This is a genomic window from Actinokineospora guangxiensis, assembly GCF_042657845.1.
Classification (GTDB): Bacteria; Actinomycetota; Actinomycetes; order Mycobacteriales; family Pseudonocardiaceae; genus Actinokineospora; species Actinokineospora guangxiensis.
In genome coordinates this window covers 417229-438491 of the sequence record NZ_JBHSKF010000005.1, presented here as the reverse complement: position 1 = coordinate 438491, position 21263 = coordinate 417229, and the positions used below count along the sequence as shown (strand labels likewise).

The 21263-nt window shown below is 72.8% G+C and carries 13 protein-coding genes (1 of these 13 running past the window's edge); 9 read left to right on the top strand and 4 right to left on the bottom strand.

All coding sequences use genetic code 11. The features are described from left to right. Nucleotides 1–270: 270 nt before the first annotated feature. Together ACFPM7_RS14355 and ACFPM7_RS14350 are read right to left on the bottom strand one after the other, a co-directional pair. Nucleotides 271–567 carry a hypothetical protein gene (locus ACFPM7_RS14355; RefSeq protein WP_378247974.1) on the bottom strand — a complete coding sequence of 99 codons (297 nt, stop codon included), beginning with the start codon at nucleotides 565–567 and terminating at the stop codon, nucleotides 271–273. Nucleotides 568–683: 116 nt separating this feature from the next. Next, nucleotides 684–1010: a hypothetical protein gene (locus ACFPM7_RS14350; protein WP_378247972.1), complete on the bottom strand. Its 327-nt coding sequence runs from the start codon at nucleotides 1008–1010 to the stop codon at nucleotides 684–686. 155 nt (nucleotides 1011–1165) lie between these two features. Here ACFPM7_RS14350 and ACFPM7_RS14345 point away from each other — a divergent pair, with 155 nt between their 5' ends. Continuing rightward, nucleotides 1166–1777, top strand: a complete 612-nt coding sequence (locus tag ACFPM7_RS14345; protein WP_378247970.1) for an alpha-ketoglutarate-dependent dioxygenase AlkB — start codon at nucleotides 1166–1168, stop codon at nucleotides 1775–1777. Between the two features lie 278 nt (nucleotides 1778–2055). Then, nucleotides 2056–2343, top strand: a complete 288-nt coding sequence (locus tag ACFPM7_RS14340) for a hypothetical protein (RefSeq protein WP_378247968.1) — start codon at nucleotides 2056–2058, stop codon at nucleotides 2341–2343. A gap of 1 nt (nucleotide 2344) precedes the next feature. On the opposite strand, the gene ACFPM7_RS14335 is transcribed toward ACFPM7_RS14340, so the two are convergent. Then, complete coding sequence (locus ACFPM7_RS14335) at nucleotides 2345–2911, bottom strand: hypothetical protein (protein WP_378247966.1); 567 nt, start codon at nucleotides 2909–2911, stop codon at nucleotides 2345–2347. 105 nt (nucleotides 2912–3016) lie between these two features. Between ACFPM7_RS14335 and ACFPM7_RS14330 the strand changes: the two genes are divergently transcribed. The 3 genes from ACFPM7_RS14330 to ACFPM7_RS14320 all read left to right on the top strand — a co-directional run bounded on the left by ACFPM7_RS14330 (nucleotide 3017) and on the right by ACFPM7_RS14320 (nucleotide 5746). Continuing rightward, the gene (locus ACFPM7_RS14330; RefSeq protein WP_378247964.1) at nucleotides 3017–3736 is read left to right on the top strand and encodes a response regulator transcription factor; all 720 of its coding nucleotides are present in this window, start codon (nucleotides 3017–3019) and stop codon (nucleotides 3734–3736) included. Then, nucleotides 3717–5180 carry a sensor histidine kinase gene (locus ACFPM7_RS14325; protein WP_378247962.1) on the top strand — a complete coding sequence of 488 codons (1464 nt, stop codon included), beginning with the start codon at nucleotides 3717–3719 and terminating at the stop codon, nucleotides 5178–5180. Before ACFPM7_RS14330 ends, ACFPM7_RS14325 begins: the two co-directional genes overlap by 20 nt. 254 nt (nucleotides 5181–5434) lie before the next feature. Then, a complete protein-coding gene (locus ACFPM7_RS14320; RefSeq protein WP_378247960.1) occupies nucleotides 5435–5746 on the top strand; it encodes an STAS domain-containing protein in 312 nt (103 codons plus the stop codon). Here ACFPM7_RS14320 and ACFPM7_RS14315 read toward each other — a convergent pair. Continuing rightward, on the bottom strand, nucleotides 5676–6344 hold the full coding sequence (locus tag ACFPM7_RS14315) for a phosphoribosyltransferase (protein ID WP_378247958.1): 669 nt from the start codon (nucleotides 6342–6344) through the stop codon (nucleotides 5676–5678). The genes ACFPM7_RS14320 and ACFPM7_RS14315 overlap by 71 nt on opposite strands. A 184-nt stretch (nucleotides 6345–6528) precedes the next feature. On the opposite strand from ACFPM7_RS14315, the gene ACFPM7_RS14310 reads away from it, so the two are divergent. The 4 genes from ACFPM7_RS14310 to ACFPM7_RS14295 form a co-directional block, all read left to right on the top strand. Continuing rightward, a complete protein-coding gene (locus ACFPM7_RS14310) occupies nucleotides 6529–7788 on the top strand; it encodes an NAD(P)/FAD-dependent oxidoreductase (protein ID WP_378247956.1) in 1260 nt (419 codons plus the stop codon). Nucleotides 7789–7877: 89 nt separating this feature from the next. Continuing rightward, the gene (locus tag ACFPM7_RS14305) at nucleotides 7878–9041 is read left to right on the top strand and encodes an aromatic ring-hydroxylating oxygenase subunit alpha (RefSeq protein ID WP_378247954.1); all 1164 of its coding nucleotides are present in this window, start codon (nucleotides 7878–7880) and stop codon (nucleotides 9039–9041) included. 1 nt (nucleotide 9042) lies between these two features. Next, nucleotides 9043–18795, top strand: a complete 9753-nt coding sequence (locus tag ACFPM7_RS14300) for an amino acid adenylation domain-containing protein (protein WP_378247952.1) — start codon at nucleotides 9043–9045, stop codon at nucleotides 18793–18795. Beyond that, nucleotides 18792–21263 carry the 5' portion of an SDR family NAD(P)-dependent oxidoreductase gene (locus ACFPM7_RS14295; protein ID WP_378247950.1) on the top strand. The gene runs 6465 nt beyond the window's last position, so only the first 2472 of its 8937 coding nucleotides appear in the window; its start codon is at nucleotides 18792–18794; its stop codon lies off the right edge, out of view. Before ACFPM7_RS14300 ends, ACFPM7_RS14295 begins: the two co-directional genes overlap by 4 nt.

Sequence of the window (21263 nt, the reverse complement as noted above, 5' to 3'; positions counted from 1 at the left end):
TACAAGGACGGATTCTTCTACCTGAACCTGTCGGTGTCGATCAACTACGGCGGCGCGACCACCAACCACCAGCCCGCCGACCCCGCCACCTCCCCACCAGCCGCCCCCACACTCCCCGAACCGCCTGCTCGCGACCCGATCCCAGGAACCACCAGGTCAACCCACCTCCTGTGGACAGCCCCAGCCACCCCGAACGCGAACGGCGGCCGCCCCCACCCGGGGACAACCGCCGTCCACCTATCCACCAGACAACCTGCCGGCGAGAACCCGTCACCGACGCCGCGTGAGCAGCTCCAAAGCCCCGGTCAACGCCGTGTGAGCCGCATCCACCCGCCCCACCCGCAACTGCCTGCGAGCCAACCCCACCGCTTCAGCAGCAGGCAGAACCACACACGTGTCGCCGATCGCCGCAGTCCGGGCAAGCGCCCCGAGCAGGTCGTCGGCCACCCGGTCACGCCGGGCCGCGGGCGAGTCCAGCTCACTCAGCGCGGCCTCGACGGCACGACGCAGATCCAGGCCGGGTGACGGCGAGCCGAGCACGGGCGGGGCGTCCAACTGGCGGGTCATGATGGCTCCTGGGATGTCGGCCCGCGCCGATGCGAGCCGCTTGGCAGGGAGCATGGAACGGACCGGCCCGACGCGCACTGTGGGCCACCCTGGTGGGTGAGATCCAGAGTGGACGCTCACGGCGTCGGCAGGTCGGCCCGGGCGGACTCCAGCGCCTTCGCCGCGCCCCCCAGATCGCCGTCGCGGAGGGCGTCGACACCCGCCCGCACGTCGGCCACGGCGCGGGCCAGCAGACAGGTCTCCCCCAGGGCGGCCGTCCAGGCCAGGCCCGCGGCGAGTTCGGCACCGGCACCAGGAGCCGCGAGGTCGACAAGGGCCCTGTCCAGGGCAACCGCGAGGCGAGTACCCACCAGCGGCCGGTCGGCGGGGCGCTGGACGGGGAAGTGAACCCGGTGGAAGATGACGTCGGCGAGCGCGGTCCGTGGCAGGTCTGGTGTGGACATGAGAGTCATGAGGGGCGGCCTCGATTCGTCTGGGGTGGCGGCACCACCGGATACCCTAACGCGGTTGTGCGCAAACTCACTGACGAGATGACGTCGACTCTGTTAACTAATCGATTCACCGCACATACGTTCGACAACAACGATACCCTGGCCCCATGCCCCTGCCCCTCCAGGCCTCCCTCTTCGACGGCCAGGATGATCCGGAAGTGGCCCCGCTGACCGGAATCCGCCGCGTCCCCCTGTCGGCGACCGCCTGGATCGATCTTCTCCCCGGCTGGCTTTCCGGCGCCGATTCCCTCTTCACGCACCTTTCCGAATCGGTGCAGTGGCGCTCGGAAACCCGACGTATGTACGACGGCGTCGTCACCGTTCCCCGCCTTCTCGCATTCTTCACCACTCCCCTGCCCCACCCGATCCTGACAACGGCCCGCACCGCCCTGTCGGAGCACTACGACACCGAGTTCACCACGGCGGGCCTCTGCTACTACCGCGACGGCCGCGACAGCGTCGCCTGGCACGGCGACCGACTCGGCCGGGGCGCCACCGACGACACCCACGTGGCCATCCTCTCGGTCGGCGCTTCGCGCCCCCTCCTCCTGCGCCCCCGCGACGGCGGCTCCCCCACCTCCCGCCACCCCCAGGGCCACGGCGACCTCCTCGTGATGGGCGGCGACTGCCAGCGCGCCTGGGACCACTCCATCCCCAAGACGACGAAACCGGTCGGCCCCCGCATCAGCATCCAGTTCCGCCCGGCAGGCGTCCGCTGACACCTTCCGACAGGCCTCCGCCGCCCCTTCCCTGCGACAGGCACCCGTCACTCCCTTTCCTTGCGCTTGTTGCGGTTTGCCACACCCAAACTGGGCGCCCTCATCCCCCAGCCTTCGCCCCACCGCCCCTCCACTACCACAAGGCCCATTATCTAGATAATGGTATGCGCGTAGTGAAGCCAAGAGAACATGCCACTGACTCGAGCGCGGACATTGCCCCACCCTCCACTCCCCGGCTATCTTGAAACTGGATAGGGACTTGCGAGGTCAGGAGTGCGATGGACGCCGGTGACGTGGGCAGGCTGCTGTTCGGCAGGCCGAGCAGGCTGCGCCTGGCCCTCTGGATCCACCAGCACGCGGGCCCGCGCTTCTTCCAGTCCGAGCCGCCCAAGACCGTGATCGCCCAGTCGGCGACGGGTGTCGAGCTGACGAGGCTCGTGGACCTGGGCATGCTCACCGAGTACCGCGAGCCCGCGAACCGGCGGGTGTACTACGAGAAGACGCGCAGTCCGCTGTGGTCGATCATCGCCGCCGCCTCGAAGGTGGTCGACCCGGTCGACAAGTAGGTCACCGGCCGCCCGGACCGGGCCCCCGGCGTCCCGCCCCGCCCGGTTCCACGACCATCTCGGCGGTAGCCGTGCCGTCGACGACCGTCGCGACGATCACGGCGTCGTCACCGACCTCGATGGAGTCGACCCTCGTCTCGGACGTGACCGCGTAGGTCTTGGTGTAACCGTCCTCGCTGCGCGCCGTGACCTCGGTGTCGGAGATGGCGGTGACCTCGCCGGTCTGCACGAGCCGGGTGACGTAGTCGCCGTTCCGGTCCTCGACCACAGACTCGCCATGCAGCACCACACGCCCCATCGGTCCCACACGCCCCATCGGTCCCGCGGGCCCCATCGGTCCCGCGGGCCCCATCCGCTCCACCGCCCCACCGGGACCGCGGTCGTGATGGGGCACCGCCGCCCAGACAACGGCGCCGCCCGCCCCTGCGATGCCCACGGCGACCGCCGCGACGACGGCGGTCTTGCGCCAGTTCCACTTCGACGGACCCGCGGCGGACGGCGGGACGGGGTCCGGGGCAGCGGGCCGGGGCTGGTCGCGCTCATCCGGCGGCTGCGGGGTCTCGGTCATCGGAAGTCCTCCCTGTCGTGGTCCCCCCACGGTCGCCGTCCACCCTGTGAGCCCGCTGTGCGCCCCGCACAGGCGGCGCACAGGAACTGCCCCCACCATGGAGCCATGACCGCGCGAAGCCCCCTGCGCAGGCCCGACGGCGCCCCGGTGCGCGTCCTCGTCGTGGACGACGAGCCCACGCTCGCCGAGCTGGTGACCATCGCCCTGCGCTACGAGGGCTGGGACGTCCGCGCCGCCGCCGACGGCCGGTCCGCGGTCAGGGCCGCGCGCGAGTTCCGCCCCGACGCGGTGGTGCTCGACGTGATGCTCCCCGACGTCGACGGCACCGAGGTCCTGCGCCGCCTGCGCGCCGACACCGCCGAGATGCCGGTGCTGTTCCTCACCGCCAAGGACGCCGTCGAGGACCGCATCGCCGGGCTCGCCGCGGGCGGCGACGACTACGTGACCAAGCCGTTCAGCATCGAGGAGCTGGTGCTTCGCCTGCGCGCGCTGCTGCGCCGCGCGGGCGCGGCCGAGGCGGGCGGGCGCAGGCTGCTGGCCGTCGGCGACCTCACCCTGGACGAGGACACCCGCGAGGTCCGCCGCGGCGACGCCGAGATCGCGCTGACGGCCACCGAGTTCGAGCTGCTGCGCTTCCTGATGCGCAACCCGCGCCGGGTGCTGAGCAAGGCGCAGATCCTCGACCGGGTGTGGAAGTACGACTTCGGCGGGCAGGCCAACATCGTCGAGCTGTACATCTCCTACCTGCGCAAGAAGATCGACGCGGGCCGGTCCCCGATGATCCACACCCTGCGGGGCGCCGGGTATGCGATCAAGCCGGGGTAGGTCGCTGCGGGCGCGGCTGATCGCCGAGCAGACGGTGCTGCTGGCGATGGTGTGCCTGGTCATCGGCCTGGCGGTGATGCTGTCGCTGCGCGCGTTCCTGCTCACCCGCCTGGACGGCGACCTGCGCGAGGCCGCCGACCGCACCCGCGCCCTCGTCCAGGCGCGCCCGTCCGGCGGCCCGGCGCGCCTGGACGACCCGCCCCAGCCCTCGGGCACGATCGAGGCCGCGGTGGTCGACGGGCGGATGGTCGCCCAGGTCCACGGGCTCAGCGGTCCGCGGCGGCTGCTCAGCGACATCAGCGACGAGCCGGGGATCGCACCGCTCGCCGAGGTCGGCCCCACCCCCTCCCCCCGCACCGTCGACCTCGGCGACCGCGGCGCGTACCGGGTGGTGGCCTTCCGCGCGGGCTCGGCGACGGTGGTCGTCGGTCTGCCCATGGCGGAGGTGGACGACACGCTGTGGACCGTCGGGCTGGCCCTCGGCGGGATCTCGCTGATCGGGGTGGCCGTCGCCGGGGTGACCGGCGTGCTGCTGGTGCGGCGCGCGCTGCGCCCGCTGGACCGCATGGCGGCGACGGCGCAGCGCGTCGCCCAGCTGCCGCTGCACGAGGGCGAGGTGGCGCTGCCCGACCGGGTGCCCGTCGAGGACACCGACCCGCGCACCGAGGTCGGCAAGGTCGGCGACGCGCTCAACCGCCTGCTCGACCACGTCGGCGGCGCCCTCGCCGCCCGCCACGACAGCGAGACCAGGGTCCGCCAGTTCGTCGCCGACGCCAGCCACGAGCTGCGCACCCCGCTGGCGGCCATCCGCGGCTACACCGAACTGGCCCGCCGCCCCGCCGATGTCCCCGCCGAGGTCGCCCACGCCCTGAGCCGGGTGGACTCGGAGTCGGCGCGGATGGCGGCGCTGGTCGAAGACCTCCTGCTGCTGGCCCGCCTGGACTCCGGCCGCCCCTTGCTTCGCGAGCCGGTCGACCTGTCCGCGCTGGTGGTGACCGCGGTCGGCGACGCCCAGGTCGCGGGCCCCGACCACCGCTGGCGCCTCGACCTGCCCGCCGAGCCGGTCGTGGTCCCCGGCGACGACGCCCGCCTGCACCAGGTGCTGGCGAACCTGCTCGCCAACGCGCGCACCCACACCCCGCCGGGCGCCACGGTCTGGACCGCCCTGGCCGACTCCGGCGCCGCGGCCACCCTGACCGTCACCGACGACGGCCCCGGAATCCCGCCCGACCTGCTGCCCACCGTCTTCGAGCGCTTCGCCCGCGGCGACACGTCCCGCTCCCGCGCGGCGGGCAGCACCGGGCTGGGCCTGGCCATCGTCTCCGCCGTCGTCACCGCCCACGGCGGCCGGGTGTCGGTGGCGAGCGGACCGGGCAGGACCGCCTTCACCGTCACGCTGCCGCGCCTGCGGACCTCCCCTGATGAGTCCACTATGGAAGCGTAGGGACCGCGACCACCCGAAACCCCGCCGACGGCCGTTCCGCGGGGGTCGCCCGGATCGGGCGTGCCGCACCTCGCCACCGGCGGGCCCGGCACCTTTGCACCCCCTATGCCCGGGTGAGGTCTTTGGACCCGGTTCCCGGCCGGGCGGCCCGCGTAGGCTCCCGGTCACTCGGTCGGGAGTCCTCGGCCGAGGCCTCACCACGCCGAAGGGGACGCCGTGGCCGCCAGCACACCCGTACGGACGGACGCGCGGCCGTGACCGAACCGGACCACCAGCGCCTGCACGGACACGCGGACCTCCGCAACCGCCCTGACTTCGCCGAACTGCTGCGCGCGCTGTGCCGCCAGGCGTCCGGGGACGTCCACCTGGACCTGTCCGAGATGGACTTCGTCGACGTCTGGGGCGCGGCGGCGCTGGTCGAGGCGGCGGCCGGACTGGTCGGCGGCGACCTGGTGCTGCACAACCCGCCGCCGTCGCTGCGCAGGCTGCTGGAGGTCATGGGCGAGCAGCCCGGCCTGCGGCTGGAGCAGTCGACCCCGTGGCCCAGGCCTCCAGCAGCGCCCTGACCTCCGCGTCGCCGACCTGGGTGAAGTCGGCGTACCACTGCCCCACCGAGGTGAAGCGGCGCGGCGAGCTGAGGCAGATGAACGCGTCGGTGCCCAGCCGCTCCCCGGCTCCCGGCGGCGCGACCGGCGTGGCGACGACCACCCCCGTGGCGCCCCGGCCGCGCACCACCCGCACTGCCGCGGCCATCGTCGCCCCGGTGGCGACGCCGTCGTCGACCAGGACCGCCATCCGGTGCGCCAGGTCGACCGGCTCGGTGTCCCCGCGCAGCGCCGCCGACCGCGCTCGCACGGCCGCGCGCTCGCGGCGCACCGTGTCGGCGACGTCCTCCCACGCGATGCCCAGGTCGGCGAGCACCGCGTCGACGCGCACCGTCACCCCCTGCTCCCCGACCGCGCCGACGGCCAGCTCGGCGTTCCCGGGTGCGCCCACCTTGCGCACGACGACCACGTCGAGGTCGGCCTCCAGGTGGGCGGCGACCTCGGCGGCGACGGGCACCCCGCCGCGGGGCAGGCCCAGGACGACGGGGGCATAGGGCCGCAGCGGCAGCAGCGCCCGCGCCAGGGCGCGGCCCGCTTCGGCCCGATCGGCGAAGCGCATTGGTCAAGTCTGCATTACCTCGCGCGTAATGGCTCGATCGAGCCGCGCTCCCTACCGTTTTCCCATGACCACCCGAGAGGCCCCCTCCAGCGGCAACCGCGCCGCGTAACCCCCGTGGAAAACCGGCTGGGCCGAGTGGTCACAGCCCTGTTCGGCATGCCCTCACACATCACCAGAGGTGGAAATGTACGACGTTATCGTTGTCGGCGCCCGGGTCTCCGGGTCCCCGGTGGCCATGCGCCTGGCGCAGGCGGGCCACCGGGTTCTCGTGGTTGACCGGGCGTCGTTCCCCAGCGACGTGGTCTCGACGCACTACATCCATCAGGCCGGACTGTCGAAGCTACAGGACTGGGGTCTGCTGGACGAGGTCATCGCCGCGGGCACGCCCGCGATCCGGCAGATGAACTTCCGGTTCACCGGCATCGACCTGATCGGGTTCGCCGACCCCATCGACGGCATCGACGCCGTCTACTGCCCGCGCCGCATCGTGCTGGACGAGATCCTGGTCAACGCCGCCCGCCGGGCGGGCGCCGAGGTCATCGAGGGATTCACCGTCACCGACGTCGTCTTCGGCGACGACGGCGCGGTGTGCGGCGTGCGCGGGCGCCAGGGCGACGGCCCGGAGCGGGAGTTCCGCTCGACCATCGTCATCGGCGCCGACGGCACGCATTCGCTCATCGCCAGGAAGGTCGGCGCCCAGACCTACAACGTGCGCCCGGCCTCGGGCTTCATCTACTACTCCTACTACAGCGGCCTTGAGGACTGGGGCCTGCACCACAAGACCGGCTTCTCCGAGCGCTGGTTCGGCACCTGGCCCACCAACGGCGGGCTGAACATGGTGGCGACCATCGCCTCCAAGGCGCAGCTCAAGACCTTCCGCGCCGACCCGGAGGCCCAGTTCGCCGCGACCATCGACGACGTCGAGCCGGAGATGGGCAGGCAGTTCCGCGAGCTGGCCAGGCGCGAGGAGCCGCTGCGCCCGATGCGCTACCCGGACAACTACTACCGGCAGCCGTGGGGCCCGGGGTGGGCGCTGGTCGGCGACGCCGGCTACCACAAGGACCCGTTCACCGGCTGGGGCATCACCGACGCCTTCCTGCACGGCGACATGCTCGCCGACCGGGTCAACGAGGGCCTGTCCGGCGTGCGGCCGATGGCCGAGGCGCTGGCCGAGTACCACCAGCACCGCGACGAGGAGAGCGCGGGTGTCTACGACTTCACCACGATGATGGCCGAGCTGAGCCTGCCGCCGTTCTTCGAGACGGTGCTGGGCGCCATCGGCAAGACCCAGCACTGGACCAACAAGATGCTCGGCCTGATCGCGGGCGGCGTCCCGGACTACGAGATCTTCGCCCCCGAAGCGCTGGAGCAGATCTACAACGACGCCGGGGTGCCGGAGGCCAAGCGCCTCTACGACCCGGGCGCGACCGAAGCGGCAGCCTGAGAAACCTATCCCCGACCACGTGTTCCCCGGCAGCCAACCCCACCCCATCGGTGCCGGACCCCTTCTTTCTTTCTAGGGAGCCATAGCAGATGACCGACAGCATGTTCGACCTCATCAGCGAGCAGGACGGCGAGAGGTCCTACTTCGACACCGGTGGCCGCGGTCGTTCCCACGCCTTCTACACGGGCGAGGAGCAGTACCGCTTAGAGATGGAGAAGATCTACGGCAAGCGTTGGCTGCCGGTGGACCACGTGTCCCGCTTCAAGGAGAAGGGCCAGTACGCGACGCTGAACATCGGCACGAGCTCGATCCTGCTGATCAACGGCGACAACGGGATCCAGGCCTTCCACAACTACTGCCGCCACCGCGGCTACAAGCTGGTCGAGGAGGCGCAGGGCAAGCGCCAGAGCGTGGTCTGCATCTACCACTGCTGGGTGTACGACCGCAACGGCGCGCTCAAGAGCCTCAACGGCACCTACCTGGACCACTTCTTCGACAAGGAGAAGAACGGCCTGCTGAAGATCCGCACCGAGGTCCGCTACGGCATGGTGTTCGTCTGCTTCGCCGGCGACGACGCCCCGGACCTGGACGAGACCCTCGGCGAGTTCGGCAAGTTCGCCGAGGTCTACGACCTGGACAAGCTGGAGTGCGTGCAGTCCAAGGACTACCCGGTCGCCTCCAACTGGAAGCTGGTGGCGCACAACGTCAACGAGTCGCTGCACTTCCCCACCGCGCACAAGGACCTGCACAAGATCACCGACTTCGACGACGCGGGCACCTACACCCTCGAAGGCGACATCGTCGGCGCCTGGCAGCAGATCAGGGAGAAGTTCAACTCGGTGTCGATGACCGGCCTGAGCAACCGCGAGCCGATGCCGAACATCCCGCCGGGCGACCTCAAGAAGATCAACTGGATCTCCATCATGCCGAACCTGCTGTTCGGCTTCACCGCCGACTACGTGATGGCGCAGTGGGTGTGGCCGGAGTCGCCGGGCACCTGCACGGTCCGCCACTTCTGGCTGTTCCACCCGAACGAGACCGCCAAGCCAGACTTCTCGCACGAGGCCGTGTTCGCCCTGTGGGACAAGGCGAACTACGAGGACTGGGAGCTGTGCGAGCGCACCCACCGCGGCCTGTCGAACCCGATGTGGGTGCCGGGGCAGCTGTCCTTCGACGAGGAGGTCGTCGCCCAGATCGACGGCTGGGTCGCCAAGCACACCTGCGACGCCGCCGAGTCCGGAACGGAGAAGTGACGTGACGAACTGCTTCGTGATCGGAAGCACGCGGGTGCTGATCAGCACCACCGCGCGCCTGATCGACGCGGGCGTGCGCGTCGAGGGGGTGCTCTCCGAGGACCCCGCGGTGGCCCGCTGGGCCGCCGAGCGCGGCGTGCCCGTGCTCGACCCGCGCGGCGACCTGGTCGCCCTGCTGACCGAGTGCCCGGTGGACTTCCTGTTCAGCACCGTCAACTTCCGCATCCTCAAGGCCGACGTCCTCGCCCTGCCGAGGGTGGCGGCGATCAACTTCCACGACGGCCCGCTGCCCACCTACAGCGGCAGCCACGTCGCCGCCTGGGCGCTCTACCGCGGCGAGCGCAAGCACGCCGCCACCTGGCACGTGATGGCCCCCGAGGTCGACGCGGGCCCGGTGCTGCTGGAGCGCTGGTTCCCGGTGCGCGAGCACTCGACGGCGCTGTCGCTGACCTACGAGGCCGCCGAGGCGGGTATCGCCCTGTTCGACGAGCTGGTCCCGCACATCGTCGCGGGCACCCTGCCCGAGCCGGTCGACACCGCGGGCCGCGCACGCGGCTTCTTCATGCGCCACGACCGCATGCCCGGCCTCATCCACGCGGGCACCGACGCCGCCGAGGCCGACCGGATCTCCAAGGCCCACGACTTCGGCGCCTTCCCGAACCCGCTGGGCATCCCGGCGCTGGTCACCGACCAGGGCGCGGTGCTGACCGGGCAGGTGCGGGCCGTCCCGCGCGAGGAGAAGCGCGCCGACACCATCGCCGTCTCCGCCTCGGAGTCGGCGCTGAAGGTGGCCACGCCGGAGGCCGACCTGGTGTTCAGCGACTTCACCGACATCGAGGGCGCCACGATCACCGGCCGCGCCGCGGCGCAGCGGCTCGGGATCTCCCCCGGCCAGAAGATGCCGACGGCCTCGCCGGAGCTGATCACCGCGATCGCCGACGAGCTGGCGGCGCTGCGCAGGCACGAGCCGTGGTGGCGCAAGCGCCTCGCGGCGCTGCGGCCCGCCCCGGTGCCCGCCGCGGACTTCTCCGCGGCGACCTCGCACTACAGCCGCTACGAGCTGGCGTACTCGCCGGCGTCGGACGCCGAGCGCGAGGTGTTCGTCCAGGCGTTCCTGACCGTCCTCGCCGAGCACATGGGCGCCGACGAGTTCGACTTCGGCTTCTCGACGACCGCGCTGCGCCAGCGGCACGAGGCGACCCACGGCCTGGCGGCCGACCGGGTGCCGGTGCGCTTCAGCGTCGGCGGCGACCTGTCGGCCGGGCTGGCCGAGGCGGCGGCCAAGCGCGGCTATGCCACCGACCTGGCCGTGCGGATGGGCCTGGCCCAGCGGCCGATCGGCGCGGACGGGCCGACCTTCACCAGGGTGATGGTCCTGCAGCGCGGCCCGGACGAGGAGGCCTCCGCCGAGCGCGACACCGAGTTCGCCCTGCTGAGCCTGTCGGCGGGCCCGCCGGTGGTGTGCGTGCGCGAGACCGCGATGTCCGGGGACGAGGCGCTCGACTTCGCCGATCGGGTGGAGGAGCTGGCGCTCGACGCGCTGCGCTACGGCGACCTGTCCCCCGGCTACGGCACGCTGGAGGAGGAGGTGCGCACCGCGCCCGCCTCGGTGCTGGAGCTGATCACCGGCGAGCCGTCGGCCATCGCCGTGCGCGCGGGCGCGGGCGATCTCAGCTACGACCGGCTGGTGTCGTGGTCGGACGCGATCGCCGCGCGCCTGTACTCCGAGGGCATCGGGGCGGGCTGCGTGGTGGGCGTGCTCACCGAGCGCGGCCCCGAGCTGCTGCCCGCGATGCTGGGCGTGCTCAAGGCGGGCGCGGCGTTCCTGCCGCTGGACGCCAACTACCCGGTGGAGCGCCTGAGCCGCTACGTCGAGGTCGCCGAGTGCGACCTGATCCTGGCCGACGCCCGCTCCCTGGAGTTCGCCGCGTCGCTGGGCGCCGCCATGGAGGTCCCCGCCGACAACGGCGCGGCCATGGCGGTCCCGCCCGCGATCTCCGCCGACGACCTGGCCTACGTGCTGTTCACCAGCGGCTCGACCGGTGAGCCCAAGGGCGTGGAGATCCAGCACGGCGCGCTGGCGAACTTCCTGGCTGGCATCGGCGCCCGCCTCGGCGTCACCGCCGATGACCAGGTGCTCGCGCACACCACGACCGCCTTCGACATCTCCCTGCTGGAACTGCTGCTGCCCCTGACCAGGGGCGCGACCGTAGTCCTGGCGTCGAGGGAGGTGGCGCGCGACCCGCACAAGCTGGCCCAGCTGGCGTCGTGGGTCACCGTCGCCCAGGCGACGCCGTCGCTGTGGCGGCTGCTGCTGGACACCGAGTGGACCCCGCACTCGGGCCTGACGGTGTTCTCCGGCGGCGAGGCGCTGCCGCCCGCCACCGCCAAGCGCCTGCTGACCTCGGCCCGCGGCCTGTGGAACCTCTACGGCCCCACCGAGGCCACGATCTGGGTGTCGACCCACAAGGTCGAGTCCGTCGGCGGCTTCCTCCCCCTGGGCGACCCGCTGCCCGGCGTCGACATGCACGTCCTGGACGAGGCCTTCTCCCCGGCCGAGACCGGCGAGCTGTACCTCTCCGGCACGCAACTGGCCCGCGGCTACATCAACCGCGCCGAGCGCACCGCCGAGGTCTTCCTCACCCACCCGAGCACCGGCGAGCGCCTGTACCGCACCGGGGACGTGGTGAAGCGCCACCCGGACGGCGCCCTGGAGTGGCTGGGCCGCGCCGACGGCCAGGTCAAGGTCCGCGGCAACCGCATCGAGACCGGCGAGATCGAAGCGGCCCTCGAGGACCTGCCCACCATCTCCGCCGCCGTCGTCATCGCCATCCCCTTCGAAAACCGCGGCGAACCCCGCCTGACCGCCTACCTCATCGGCACCGACCTGACCAAGTCCACTCTGGACACCCATCTGGCCGACCGCCTGCCGGACTACATGATCCCGAGCAACTACGTCATCGTCGATTCCCTGCCACTGACCGACAACGGCAAAGTCGCCCGCAAGCAGCTGCCCACCCCCACCCGCGACACCATCCTCCGCTCAACCACCCCCGACCCGACCAACACCGCCCACCCGACCCCCACCACCCAGGTCGCCAACTCTCAGCCGACCACCACTCCCCCAGCCGTCGCGCAGTCGGCCGACCTGTCCCCTCCGGCCGCCTCCCAACCGACCGCCGCCGCTCCTCAGGCCACCTCCTTCCCGGCATCCACCGTGCCAACCTCCACCACTTCCCAGGCCACTTCCCCGGTCGCCACCCTCCCGGCATCCACCACTCTCCAGGCAGTTCCCCCGGCCGCCACCCCACTCACCTCCCAGCCGACCGTCACCACGCCACCGACCGCCGCACAACCGTCCACCACGGACCTCCCCACCACCCCCGCAACAGCGCCAACCACGTCCGCAACCCCCGTACCCGCCGCTGTTTCGCCCACGCCGGCCGCAGAGCAGCCCCCACCACTCCCTGGGGGGCGGCCCCTCGGCCAGTCTATCGCCACAGCGGAGAGTGAGCAGGAATCATCCACAGGCGCCCGCACGGACCTCCCCGAGGTCATCTGCCGGGTGTTCGCCGCGGTGCTCAAGACCGACGTGTTCGAGGCCGGGGACAACTTCTTCGACCTCGGCGGCGACTCGGCCAACGTCACCATCGCCGCGACGAACCTCAGCCGTGAGCTGGGAATCGAGGTCTCGCCGCCGAGCATCTTCGCCACCGGCACCCCCGCCAAGCTCGCCAGGATGCTCGGGCACGTGCCCGCGGCGCCGCAGGTGTCCGGCCCCCCGCCGCCAGGTTATGTGGACGCGGCTGAGAGGCGCACCGTCGAGGTGGCGGTTGTGGACAGGCCGGAGCGCGGCGGGGACGAGCTGGCTGTCGTCGGGATGGCGTGCCGGTTCCCCGGGGCGTCGACGCCGGACGAGTTCTGGGCGAACCTCGCCCAGGGGGTGTCCTCCATCGGCGCGGCGCCCGAGGGGCACCGCGGATGGGGTCACCTGTGGACCGACGCCGACGAGATCCCGGCCGGGTGGGTCGACGGGGTGGAGTACTTCGACCCCAAGCGGTTCGGGCTGACCGACCGCGAGGCGCGCAGGCTCGACCCGCTGCAGCGGATGCTGCTCAGCGTCACCGACGAGGCGATGGAGTCCGCCGGGCACGACGCGGTGTCACTCGGGGCGAACACCGGTGTCTACATCGGAACGATCGCCAGTGACTTCCCCGACCTGGTCGCGGGCAGCGTCGGGCATGCTGACCCGCATGTGGCCACCGGGACGGCGCTGTCGCTGCTGGCCAACCGGGTCTCGCACGCCTTCGACTGGTCCGGGGCCAGCTTCGCCATCGACACGGCGTGCTCGTCGTCGCTGGTCGCGCTGCACCAGGCGGCGCTGGCCCTGCGGGCCGGGGAGATCGACGCGGCGGTGATCGGGGCGGCGAACGTCGTGTTGACGCCGTACAAGTCGCGGTCGTTCGTGCGCAGCGGGATGCTGTCGCCGACCGGGGTGTGCCGCACGTTCGACCACGGCGCGGACGGGTACGTCCGCGGCGAGGGCTGCGGCGTGCTGATCGTCAAGCGCCTGGCCGACGCCGAGCGCGACGGCGACCCGGTGCTGGCCGTGGTGCGCGGCACCGCCGTCAACCACACCGGCGGCAGCGCGGGCTTCCTGACCGCGCCGAGCGCCGTGGCCCAGGAGGCCGTGGTCAAGCGGGCGCTGGCGCTCTCGGGCATCGACGGCTCCGGCGTCGGCTACATCGAGGCCCACGGCACCGGCACGCAGCTCGGCGACCTCATCGAGCTGGAGGCGCTGCGCGCGTCGCTGGCCGGGGCGGACCACGGGTCGGTCGCGATCGGGTCGGTGAAGACCAACATCGGGCACCTGGAGCCCGCCGCGGGCATCGCCGGTCTGATCAAGGCCGTGCTGGCGCTGCAGGCCGAGCAGATCCCGCCGTCGCTGAACCTGGACACCCCCAACAAGGCGTTCCGGTTCGAGGAGTCGCCACTGTTCGTCCCCGACCGCCTCGTCCCCTGGACGGGTCCGAAGGTCGCCGGGGTCAGCAGCTTCGGCTTCGGCGGCGCGAACGCGCACGCCGTGCTGGAAGCCGCCCCCCGCAAGATCTCCGAGGTCGAAGGCCCGTTCCTGCTGACGCTGTCGGCGGGCTCGGCCCAAGGCCTGCGCACCCTGGCCGACCGCCTCGTGAAGCTGCTGCGCGCCCCGTACTGCCCGCCGCTGGCGGCGCTGTGCGCGGCGAGCCAGGAGCGCCCGCTCGGCGAGCACCGCCTGGCGTGCGTGGTCGACACCGTCGAGCAGCTCGACGACAAGCTGATGCTGTTCCTGGCCCGCGTCGACGGCGCCCGCCTGCACCTCGGCACCGCCGGGGACAAGCGGACCGCGCTGGCCCCGCTGCCGGAGAAGCCCGCCCGCGAGCTGCTGGAGGACGTCGCCCGCCGCTTCACCCAGGGCGCCGACCTGCCCGCGCGCCCGCGCGGTGCGGGCGTGCGCTTCCCGACCGCCCCGCACGAGGAGCGCTACCTGTGGCTGGAGCCCGCGCGGCCCGCCACCCCGCGGCGCGGCTGGGACGAGCTGTTCGAGGCCGACGAGCACATCGTCCTCGGCAAGCCGACCCTCCCCGGCGCGGCCTACCCGAGCCGGGTGGCCAGGGTGCTGGGCCGCGACCGCTTCGGCGTCCGCGACCTCACCTTCCGGGCTGCGGTGCTCACCCCGACCACCCTCACCGGCGACCTCGACGCCTCGTCCGTCGTGTTCCGCGACGGTTCCGGGGCCGTGGTGTGCACGGCGAAGGTGGACGACAACGTCACCATCGACGCCCTGGTGCCGCCCGCCACGGAAGCCGGTTTCGCGCCGGTGGATCTCGCGGAGCTGTACGGGACGTTCGAGCGCGGCGGCCTGGCGTACGGACCGGGCTACCGGTGCCTGACGGCCCTGGCGGCCTCCGGCGGCCACGCCACCGGCACGGTGCACGCCGACACCACGCACGGCGTGGTCGACGCCCGCCTGCTCGACGGCGCGTTCCAGGTCGCCCTGACCGCCTGCGGCGCCCAGGGCCTGTACGTGCCCTTCGCCATCGAGCGAATGCGCGTCCACGGCCCGGTCCCGTCCACCGCCCGCGTCTACGCCCGCCAGGCCCGCCCGGCCGCCCCGGGCGCCGCCCTGATCACCGCCCACCTGGTGATCATGGACGGCTCGATCCCGGTCGTGGAGGTCCACGGCGCCACGTGGAAGCGAGTCACCCCCGCATCGGGCCTCGACACCTCCACCGCCTCCGCCCCCACCACCGCCACCCCACCCCACCCCCTCGCGACGATCCCCACCACACCGCTGACCCCAGCCCTCGCAAGCGCCAACGGCCACCCCAATGGCAATGGCAACGGCAACGGCCAGGCGACCGGCAGCGGCGCCTCAGCCGTCGCCGCCCCGCACGCCCACCCCCTCGCACCCCCACCGGCCCCACCGGCCCCACCGACAACTATTCCTGTCCAGACAACTTCGTTCGTCCAGGCAGTTCCCGTTGTCCAGACAGCTTCCCCTGTCCAGACAACTCCAGTTGTCGGTGCGCCGCCCGCCATGCCCGGCGTCGGTGCGGCGGCGGGGTTGGTGGACGCGGTGGCCGAGTGGGTGGCGAACGCCCTGGAGACGGATCTGGACTCCCTGGAGCTGGACCGGCCGCTGGAGGAGCAGGGCCTGGACTCGATGCTGGCCGTCTCCCTGGCCCAGGACATCCGCGCCAAGCTCGGCGTGGAGATCCCGGTGACCCTCGTCCTGGAGGTCGGCACGGTCGAAGCCCTGGTCGAGGAGCTGCGGGAGAACTACGGCGTCACGGGAGCCCCGGCCGCCGCGGGCGCCCACCCTTTCCCGGCGGAGGTGGCCCCGGCCGCACCCATCTCCTCGGCTGACAGCGGCCCCGCCCTGCTCCCGGCGGCGGGCGCCCCGCCCACCGCGCACACCCCGCCCACCGACGAGTCCCCCACTCACCACACCGGCCTCCAGCCGGTCACCACCCACCACATCGCGGAACCCGTCGCTCACCAGACCGACGCCCACCCCCTCACCCAGAGCACGAGCGGGCCGGTCGTCCCGGGCCACGACATCGCCATCATCGGTTTCGACGGCGTGTTCCCCAACGCCGACGACCCCGACGAGCTCTGGCAGCTGGTCCTCAACGGCGAGGACGCGCTCACCGAGGTCCCCGAGGACCGCTGGGACCTCAGCGCCTACTACTCCGACGACGCCTCCCCCGGCACCGTCTACCTGCGCCGAGCTGGCTTCATCGACGACCTGACCGGGTTCGACGCCGGGTTCTTCCGCATCGCCCCCTCCGAGGCGCAGTGGATCGACCCGCAGCAGCGGCACCTGATCATGTCGGCGTGGCGGGCCATGGAGGACGCGGGCGTCTCCGGGCGGATCGCCGGGCGCAAGGTCGGCGTGTTCGTCGGGGCCAGCTACCAGCACTACCGCGACCAGGTCGTCGGCGACGTCGTCCAGACCGCGGCCGGGCTGGGCAACCACAACGCCATCCTCGCCAACCGGGTCAGCTACTTCCTGGACCTGGCCGGCCCGAGCATGACGATCGACACGCTGTGCTCGTCCTCGCTGGTCGCCCTGCACACCGCCGTGCGGAGCCTGCGCGAGGGCGAATGCGAGCAGGCCGTGGTGTCCGGTGTCCACATGGCACTGTCACCGCAGTACTTCCAGCTGGGCTCGCGGCTGCGGTCCTTCTCCCCCTCCGGCGCGTCCCGGGCGTTCGACTCCCGGGCGGACGGGTTCGTGCCGGGCGAGGGTGTCGTGACCGTGATCCTCAAGCCACTGGCCGAGGCACTGCGCGACGGCGACCGCGTCCACGCGGTCGTCAAGGGCACAGCCGTCAACCACGGCGGCCGGACCAGCGGGCTGACCGTGCCCAGCAGCGCCGCCCAGCAGTCGGTCATCTCCTCGGCCATCGCCGACGCCGGTATCGACCCCGCCACCATCGGCCTGATGGAGGCGCACGGCACCGGCACCAGCCTCGGCGACCCCATCGAGATCGAAGGCCTGACCAAGGCGTGGCGCAAGCACACCGACCGCACCCAGTTCTGCGCGATCGGCTCGCTCAAGTCCAACATCGGCCACCTTGAGCCCGCCGCGGGCCTCGCGGGCCTGGTGAAGGTCGTGCTGGCGATGCGCCACCGCAAGATCCCGCCGACCGCGCACGTGATCCGCCCGAACGACCACATCCAGTTCGAGACCACGCCGTTCTACCTGTCCGACCGGGTCACCGACTGGCACGCGCCGGCTGGGCACCCGAGGCGGGCGGCGGTGTCGGCCTTCGGGATGGGCGGGGTCAACGCGCACGTCGTGCTGGAGGAGCCGCCCACCCCGGCGCCGCGCGCCGAACTGGCGCAGGACAGCACCATCGTCCGCGTCAGCGGGGCCACCGAGGAGGCCGTGCGCGCACTGGCCGCCGCCTACGCCGCCAAGGTTCCCACCGAGTCCTCTTTGGACGACTTCGCCTTCACCGCGAACGTGGGCCGCGCCGAGCACCGCTTCCGCGCCGCGGCGCGGGGCTCCTCGGCCGAGGAGCTGGCCAAGGACCTGGCCGCCATCGCCGACGGGTCCGCGCCCGTGGCGAAGCAGGCGAACCGGCGCCCGCCCGTGGCGTTCCTGTTCACCGGCCAGGGTTCGCAGTACCCGGACATGGGCCGGGGGCTGTACCTGACGGAGCCGGTGTTCCGGGAGGCGCTGGACGAGTGCTCCCAGCTGCTCGGCCGCGACCTGGTCGACCTGCTGTACGGGGATTCCCGCGACCAGCTGGTGCACACGGCGAACGCGCAGCCCGCGATCGTGTCCGTGCAGGTCGCCATCACCCGCCTGCTGGCGTCGTGGGGCGTCACGCCGGACCTGGTCGCCGGGCACAGTGTCGGCGAGCTGGCCGCCGCCCACGCGGCGGGGGCGATCTCCCTGCCCGACCTGCTGGCGCTGACCGCCCACCGCGGCCGGCTGATGCAGGCCCAGCCCACCGACGGCGGCATGGCGGTCGTCTACGCCGACGCGCCGACCGTGCACGCCGAGCTGGCCGCACACCCTGGCGTCGAGGTCGCGGCCTACAACTCGCCGAAGAACACGACGGTGTCCGGCCCGAGCGCGGCTCTGGAGGGCTACCTCTCCGCCACCGCGCACCGGACGACCCGGCTCACGGTGAGCCACGCGTTCCACTCGGCGATGATGGAGGGCGCGCTGCCCGGCTTCATCGCGGTGGCCGAGCGGGTGGCCTTCGGGGTCCCGTCGATCCCGATCGCCAGCACGCTGACCGGGACCTGGCACACGGCCGAGTCCATCGTGGACCCGCACGCCTGGGCGAGCGCGATCCGCATGCCGGTCCGCTTCACCGACGCCGTCGCCGCCCTGCACGCCGCGGGCGCCAGGACGTTCTGGGAGATCGGGCCGCACCCGGTGCTCACCCCGCTGGCCCAGAGCAGCCTGCCCGCCGACAGCAGGTACCTGCACGTGCTGCGCCGCAACCAGCCCGACCAACGCACGCTGCACACCAACCTGGCCGACCTCTACGGCCGGACCGGGGCGGCGCTGGACTGGACCGCGGCGCACCGGGGCCGGGACCACCGCACGACGACGATCCCGACCTATCCCTTCGACAAGCGCCCTCTGGTCGCCCCACCGGTCCAGGAGGCCATCGCCGCCCGGGAACCGACCGGGACGCACCCGCTGTTCGACCACAACTACCAGCGATTAAGCGAGGGATTGCAGTGACGACTCGCCGGGTCGAGACCTACGAGAAGACGTTCGCGGGCCGCGAGCCGCTGATCGCCCAGCACCAGGCGGGCGGGACGGGCATCCTGCCTGCTTCGGTCCAGCTGGAGATGGCCGTCGTGGCGCTCGCCGGGCGGGGCGGCTTCGTCCCCGTCGAGCTGACCGGGGTGGAGTTCCTGCGGCCGTTCGCGGTCGCCGCCGACGCCACCGCCGTGCTGCGGCTGGAGGTCGGGGACGGGACCTTCGCACTGCGCGACGCCGCCGCCCGCGTGTCGGGCGGGGCGGGCGCGGTGCTCACCGCCCCGGCCGAGGTCGCCGCGTGGACCGTCCAGACGGGACGCCAGGTCGCCCCGGCCACCCTGTACGCGGGGTGGTCGGGGGCGGGCCTGGAGTACGGGCCGGACTTCCGGACCGTGGCGGCCCTGTCGGTGGGCGAGGGCACGGCCGAGGCCGTGCTGCGCACCGCGGCGACGTCGGTCCCGTGGCACGCCCACCCGCTCATCGTCGACGGCGTGTTCCAGGTGGTGAGCTGCGCCCTGCAGGAGATCGGCCCGGACGGCCCCCGTCCGATGCTGCCGATCGGGGTGGCGCGGATCGCCGTGCTGGGGCAGCTCTCGGGTGCGGTCACCGAGGTCACCGTCCGGGTGCGGCGCACCGCCGTCGAGGGCGCCTACTCGGTGGCGGACGCGATCGTGCTCGACCCGGCGGGTGTCGTCATCGCCGAGCTGACCGGTGTGCGGATGCGGCGTCTCCCCGGCCGCGCGTCCGCGGAGAACCCGCTGGTCACCAGAATCGCGTGGGCCGCGGCGCCGGAGGCGGCGCCGCGGGTCCCCGCGACCGGCACCTGGGTCGTGCTGCACCGCGGCGACGACCTGGGCGCCCGCACCGCCGCCGCGCTGCGCTCGGAGGGCGCGGCGGTGCTCGAACCCGGCCCGGTGGCCGACGAGGCCGGGTTCGAGGCCCTGTGGGCGTCGGTGGGCGGACCGGTGGACGGCGTCGTGCACATGCTGTCGACCGGCCCCGCCCGCCCGGAGGCCGACGAGCTGCGCGAGGGCCTGCACGGCGTGCTGGCGCTGTTCAAGACGCTGGGCCGCAAGCAGCGCAAGGGCCGCGTGTTCGTCGTGACCTCCGACGGCCAGCCGCTCGTCGGCGACGACCGCCCGATCCCGGCCAGGGCCGCGCTGTGGGGCCTGGTCCGCACCGCCGCGATCGAATACACGGGTCTGAAGGCCCGCGTCATCGATGTGGATGGCCCCGCCGAGTACGTGCTGGCCGACCTGGGCGACGGCCCGGTCGAGGCCGGCCGCCGGGCGGGCACCCGGTACCTCCCGACCAGGGTGCCCGCCCCCCTCACCACCGCGAAGCCCGGCGTCCGCACCGGCGGCCGGTACCTGATCGTCGGCGGCCACGGCGGCCTCGGCCTCGCCGTGGCCGAGCGCTTCGCCCGCGAAGGCGCGGCCGTGATCGCCCTGCTGAGCCGCTCCGGCGGCACGGGCGCCGACGTCTCGGCGATCGAGGCCCACGGCTGCCGCGTGCTCTCCTACGCGGTGGACGCCGCGACCCCCGGCGCACTGGCCGCCGTGGTCGCCGAGATCCGCCGCGACCACGGCGACCTGCACGGCGTCATCCACGCCGCCGGAACCCTCGCGGACAAGATGATCCGCTCGGCCACCACCGAGGACATCGACACCGTCATGGGCCCGAAGGTCGACGGCGTCGCCCGCCTCGCCGAGGCCCTGGACACCACCGCCCTCGACTTCGCCGCCCTGTTCGCCTCCGTCTCAGGCACCTTCGGCAACCTGGGCCAGGCGGGCTACGCCGCCGCCAACGCCTACCTCGACGCCTACGCCCACACCGCGGGCGCCCCCTGGATCGCCCTCGACTGGGGCCTCTGGGGCGAGATCGGCATGGGCGTCGCCGTAGCCGACCAACTCCGCAAGCGCGGCGTCCGCCCCCTCGGCACCACCGAAGCCCTGGACGCCCTGCTCGCCGCCCTCCGCACCGACACCCGCCAGGTGGTCATCGCCCACCGCGACGTCCCCCCCGGCGAGGTCCCGGAGTCCCAGCCCCCCGCCCAGTCCGCCCCCGCCCAGTCCGCCCCCGCCCCCGCCCCCACTCCCCCCACCTCCACGCCCTCCCCAGCTCCTTCCCCCGAAGCCACCCTCACCGCCCTGATGGCCTTCATGTCCGAGCGCCTCAGCGTCCCCAACCTCGACCCCGACGCCCCGCTCACCGACTACGGCATGAACTCCATCATGAGCGTCGAACTGGCCGAAGAACTCAGCCGCCGCTGGAGAACCCAGATCCCCGCCACCCTCTTCCTGGAGTACAACGACCTCACCGAACTCTCCGAAGCCCTCACCGACCGCTACAAGATCACCCCACCCACCTCCACTCCGCCCCCCGCGGCTCCCCTCGCCGAAACCCCCAGCACTGCCAACACCCCCACCGACCCCCCGGCAGACCCC

Coding starts and splice junctions, on each gene's coding strand:
- ACFPM7_RS14355 (WP_378247974.1), bottom strand. CDS start 567: ATGACCCGCCAGTTGGACGCCCCGCCCGTGCTCGGCTCGCCGTCACCC.
- ACFPM7_RS14350 (WP_378247972.1), bottom strand. CDS start 1,010: ATGTCCACACCAGACCTGCCACGGACCGCGCTCGCCGACGTCATCTTC.
- ACFPM7_RS14345 (WP_378247970.1), top strand. CDS start 1,166: ATGCCCCTGCCCCTCCAGGCCTCCCTCTTCGACGGCCAGGATGATCCG.
- ACFPM7_RS14340 (WP_378247968.1), top strand. CDS start 2,056: ATGGACGCCGGTGACGTGGGCAGGCTGCTGTTCGGCAGGCCGAGCAGG.
- ACFPM7_RS14335 (WP_378247966.1), bottom strand. CDS start 2,911: ATGACCGAGACCCCGCAGCCGCCGGATGAGCGCGACCAGCCCCGGCCC.
- ACFPM7_RS14330 (WP_378247964.1), top strand. CDS start 3,017: ATGACCGCGCGAAGCCCCCTGCGCAGGCCCGACGGCGCCCCGGTGCGC.
- ACFPM7_RS14325 (WP_378247962.1), top strand. CDS start 3,717: ATGCGATCAAGCCGGGGTAGGTCGCTGCGGGCGCGGCTGATCGCCGAG.
- ACFPM7_RS14315 (WP_378247958.1), bottom strand. CDS start 6,344: ATGCGCTTCGCCGATCGGGCCGAAGCGGGCCGCGCCCTGGCGCGGGCG.
- ACFPM7_RS14310 (WP_378247956.1), top strand. CDS start 6,529: ATGTACGACGTTATCGTTGTCGGCGCCCGGGTCTCCGGGTCCCCGGTG.
- ACFPM7_RS14305 (WP_378247954.1), top strand. CDS start 7,878: ATGACCGACAGCATGTTCGACCTCATCAGCGAGCAGGACGGCGAGAGG.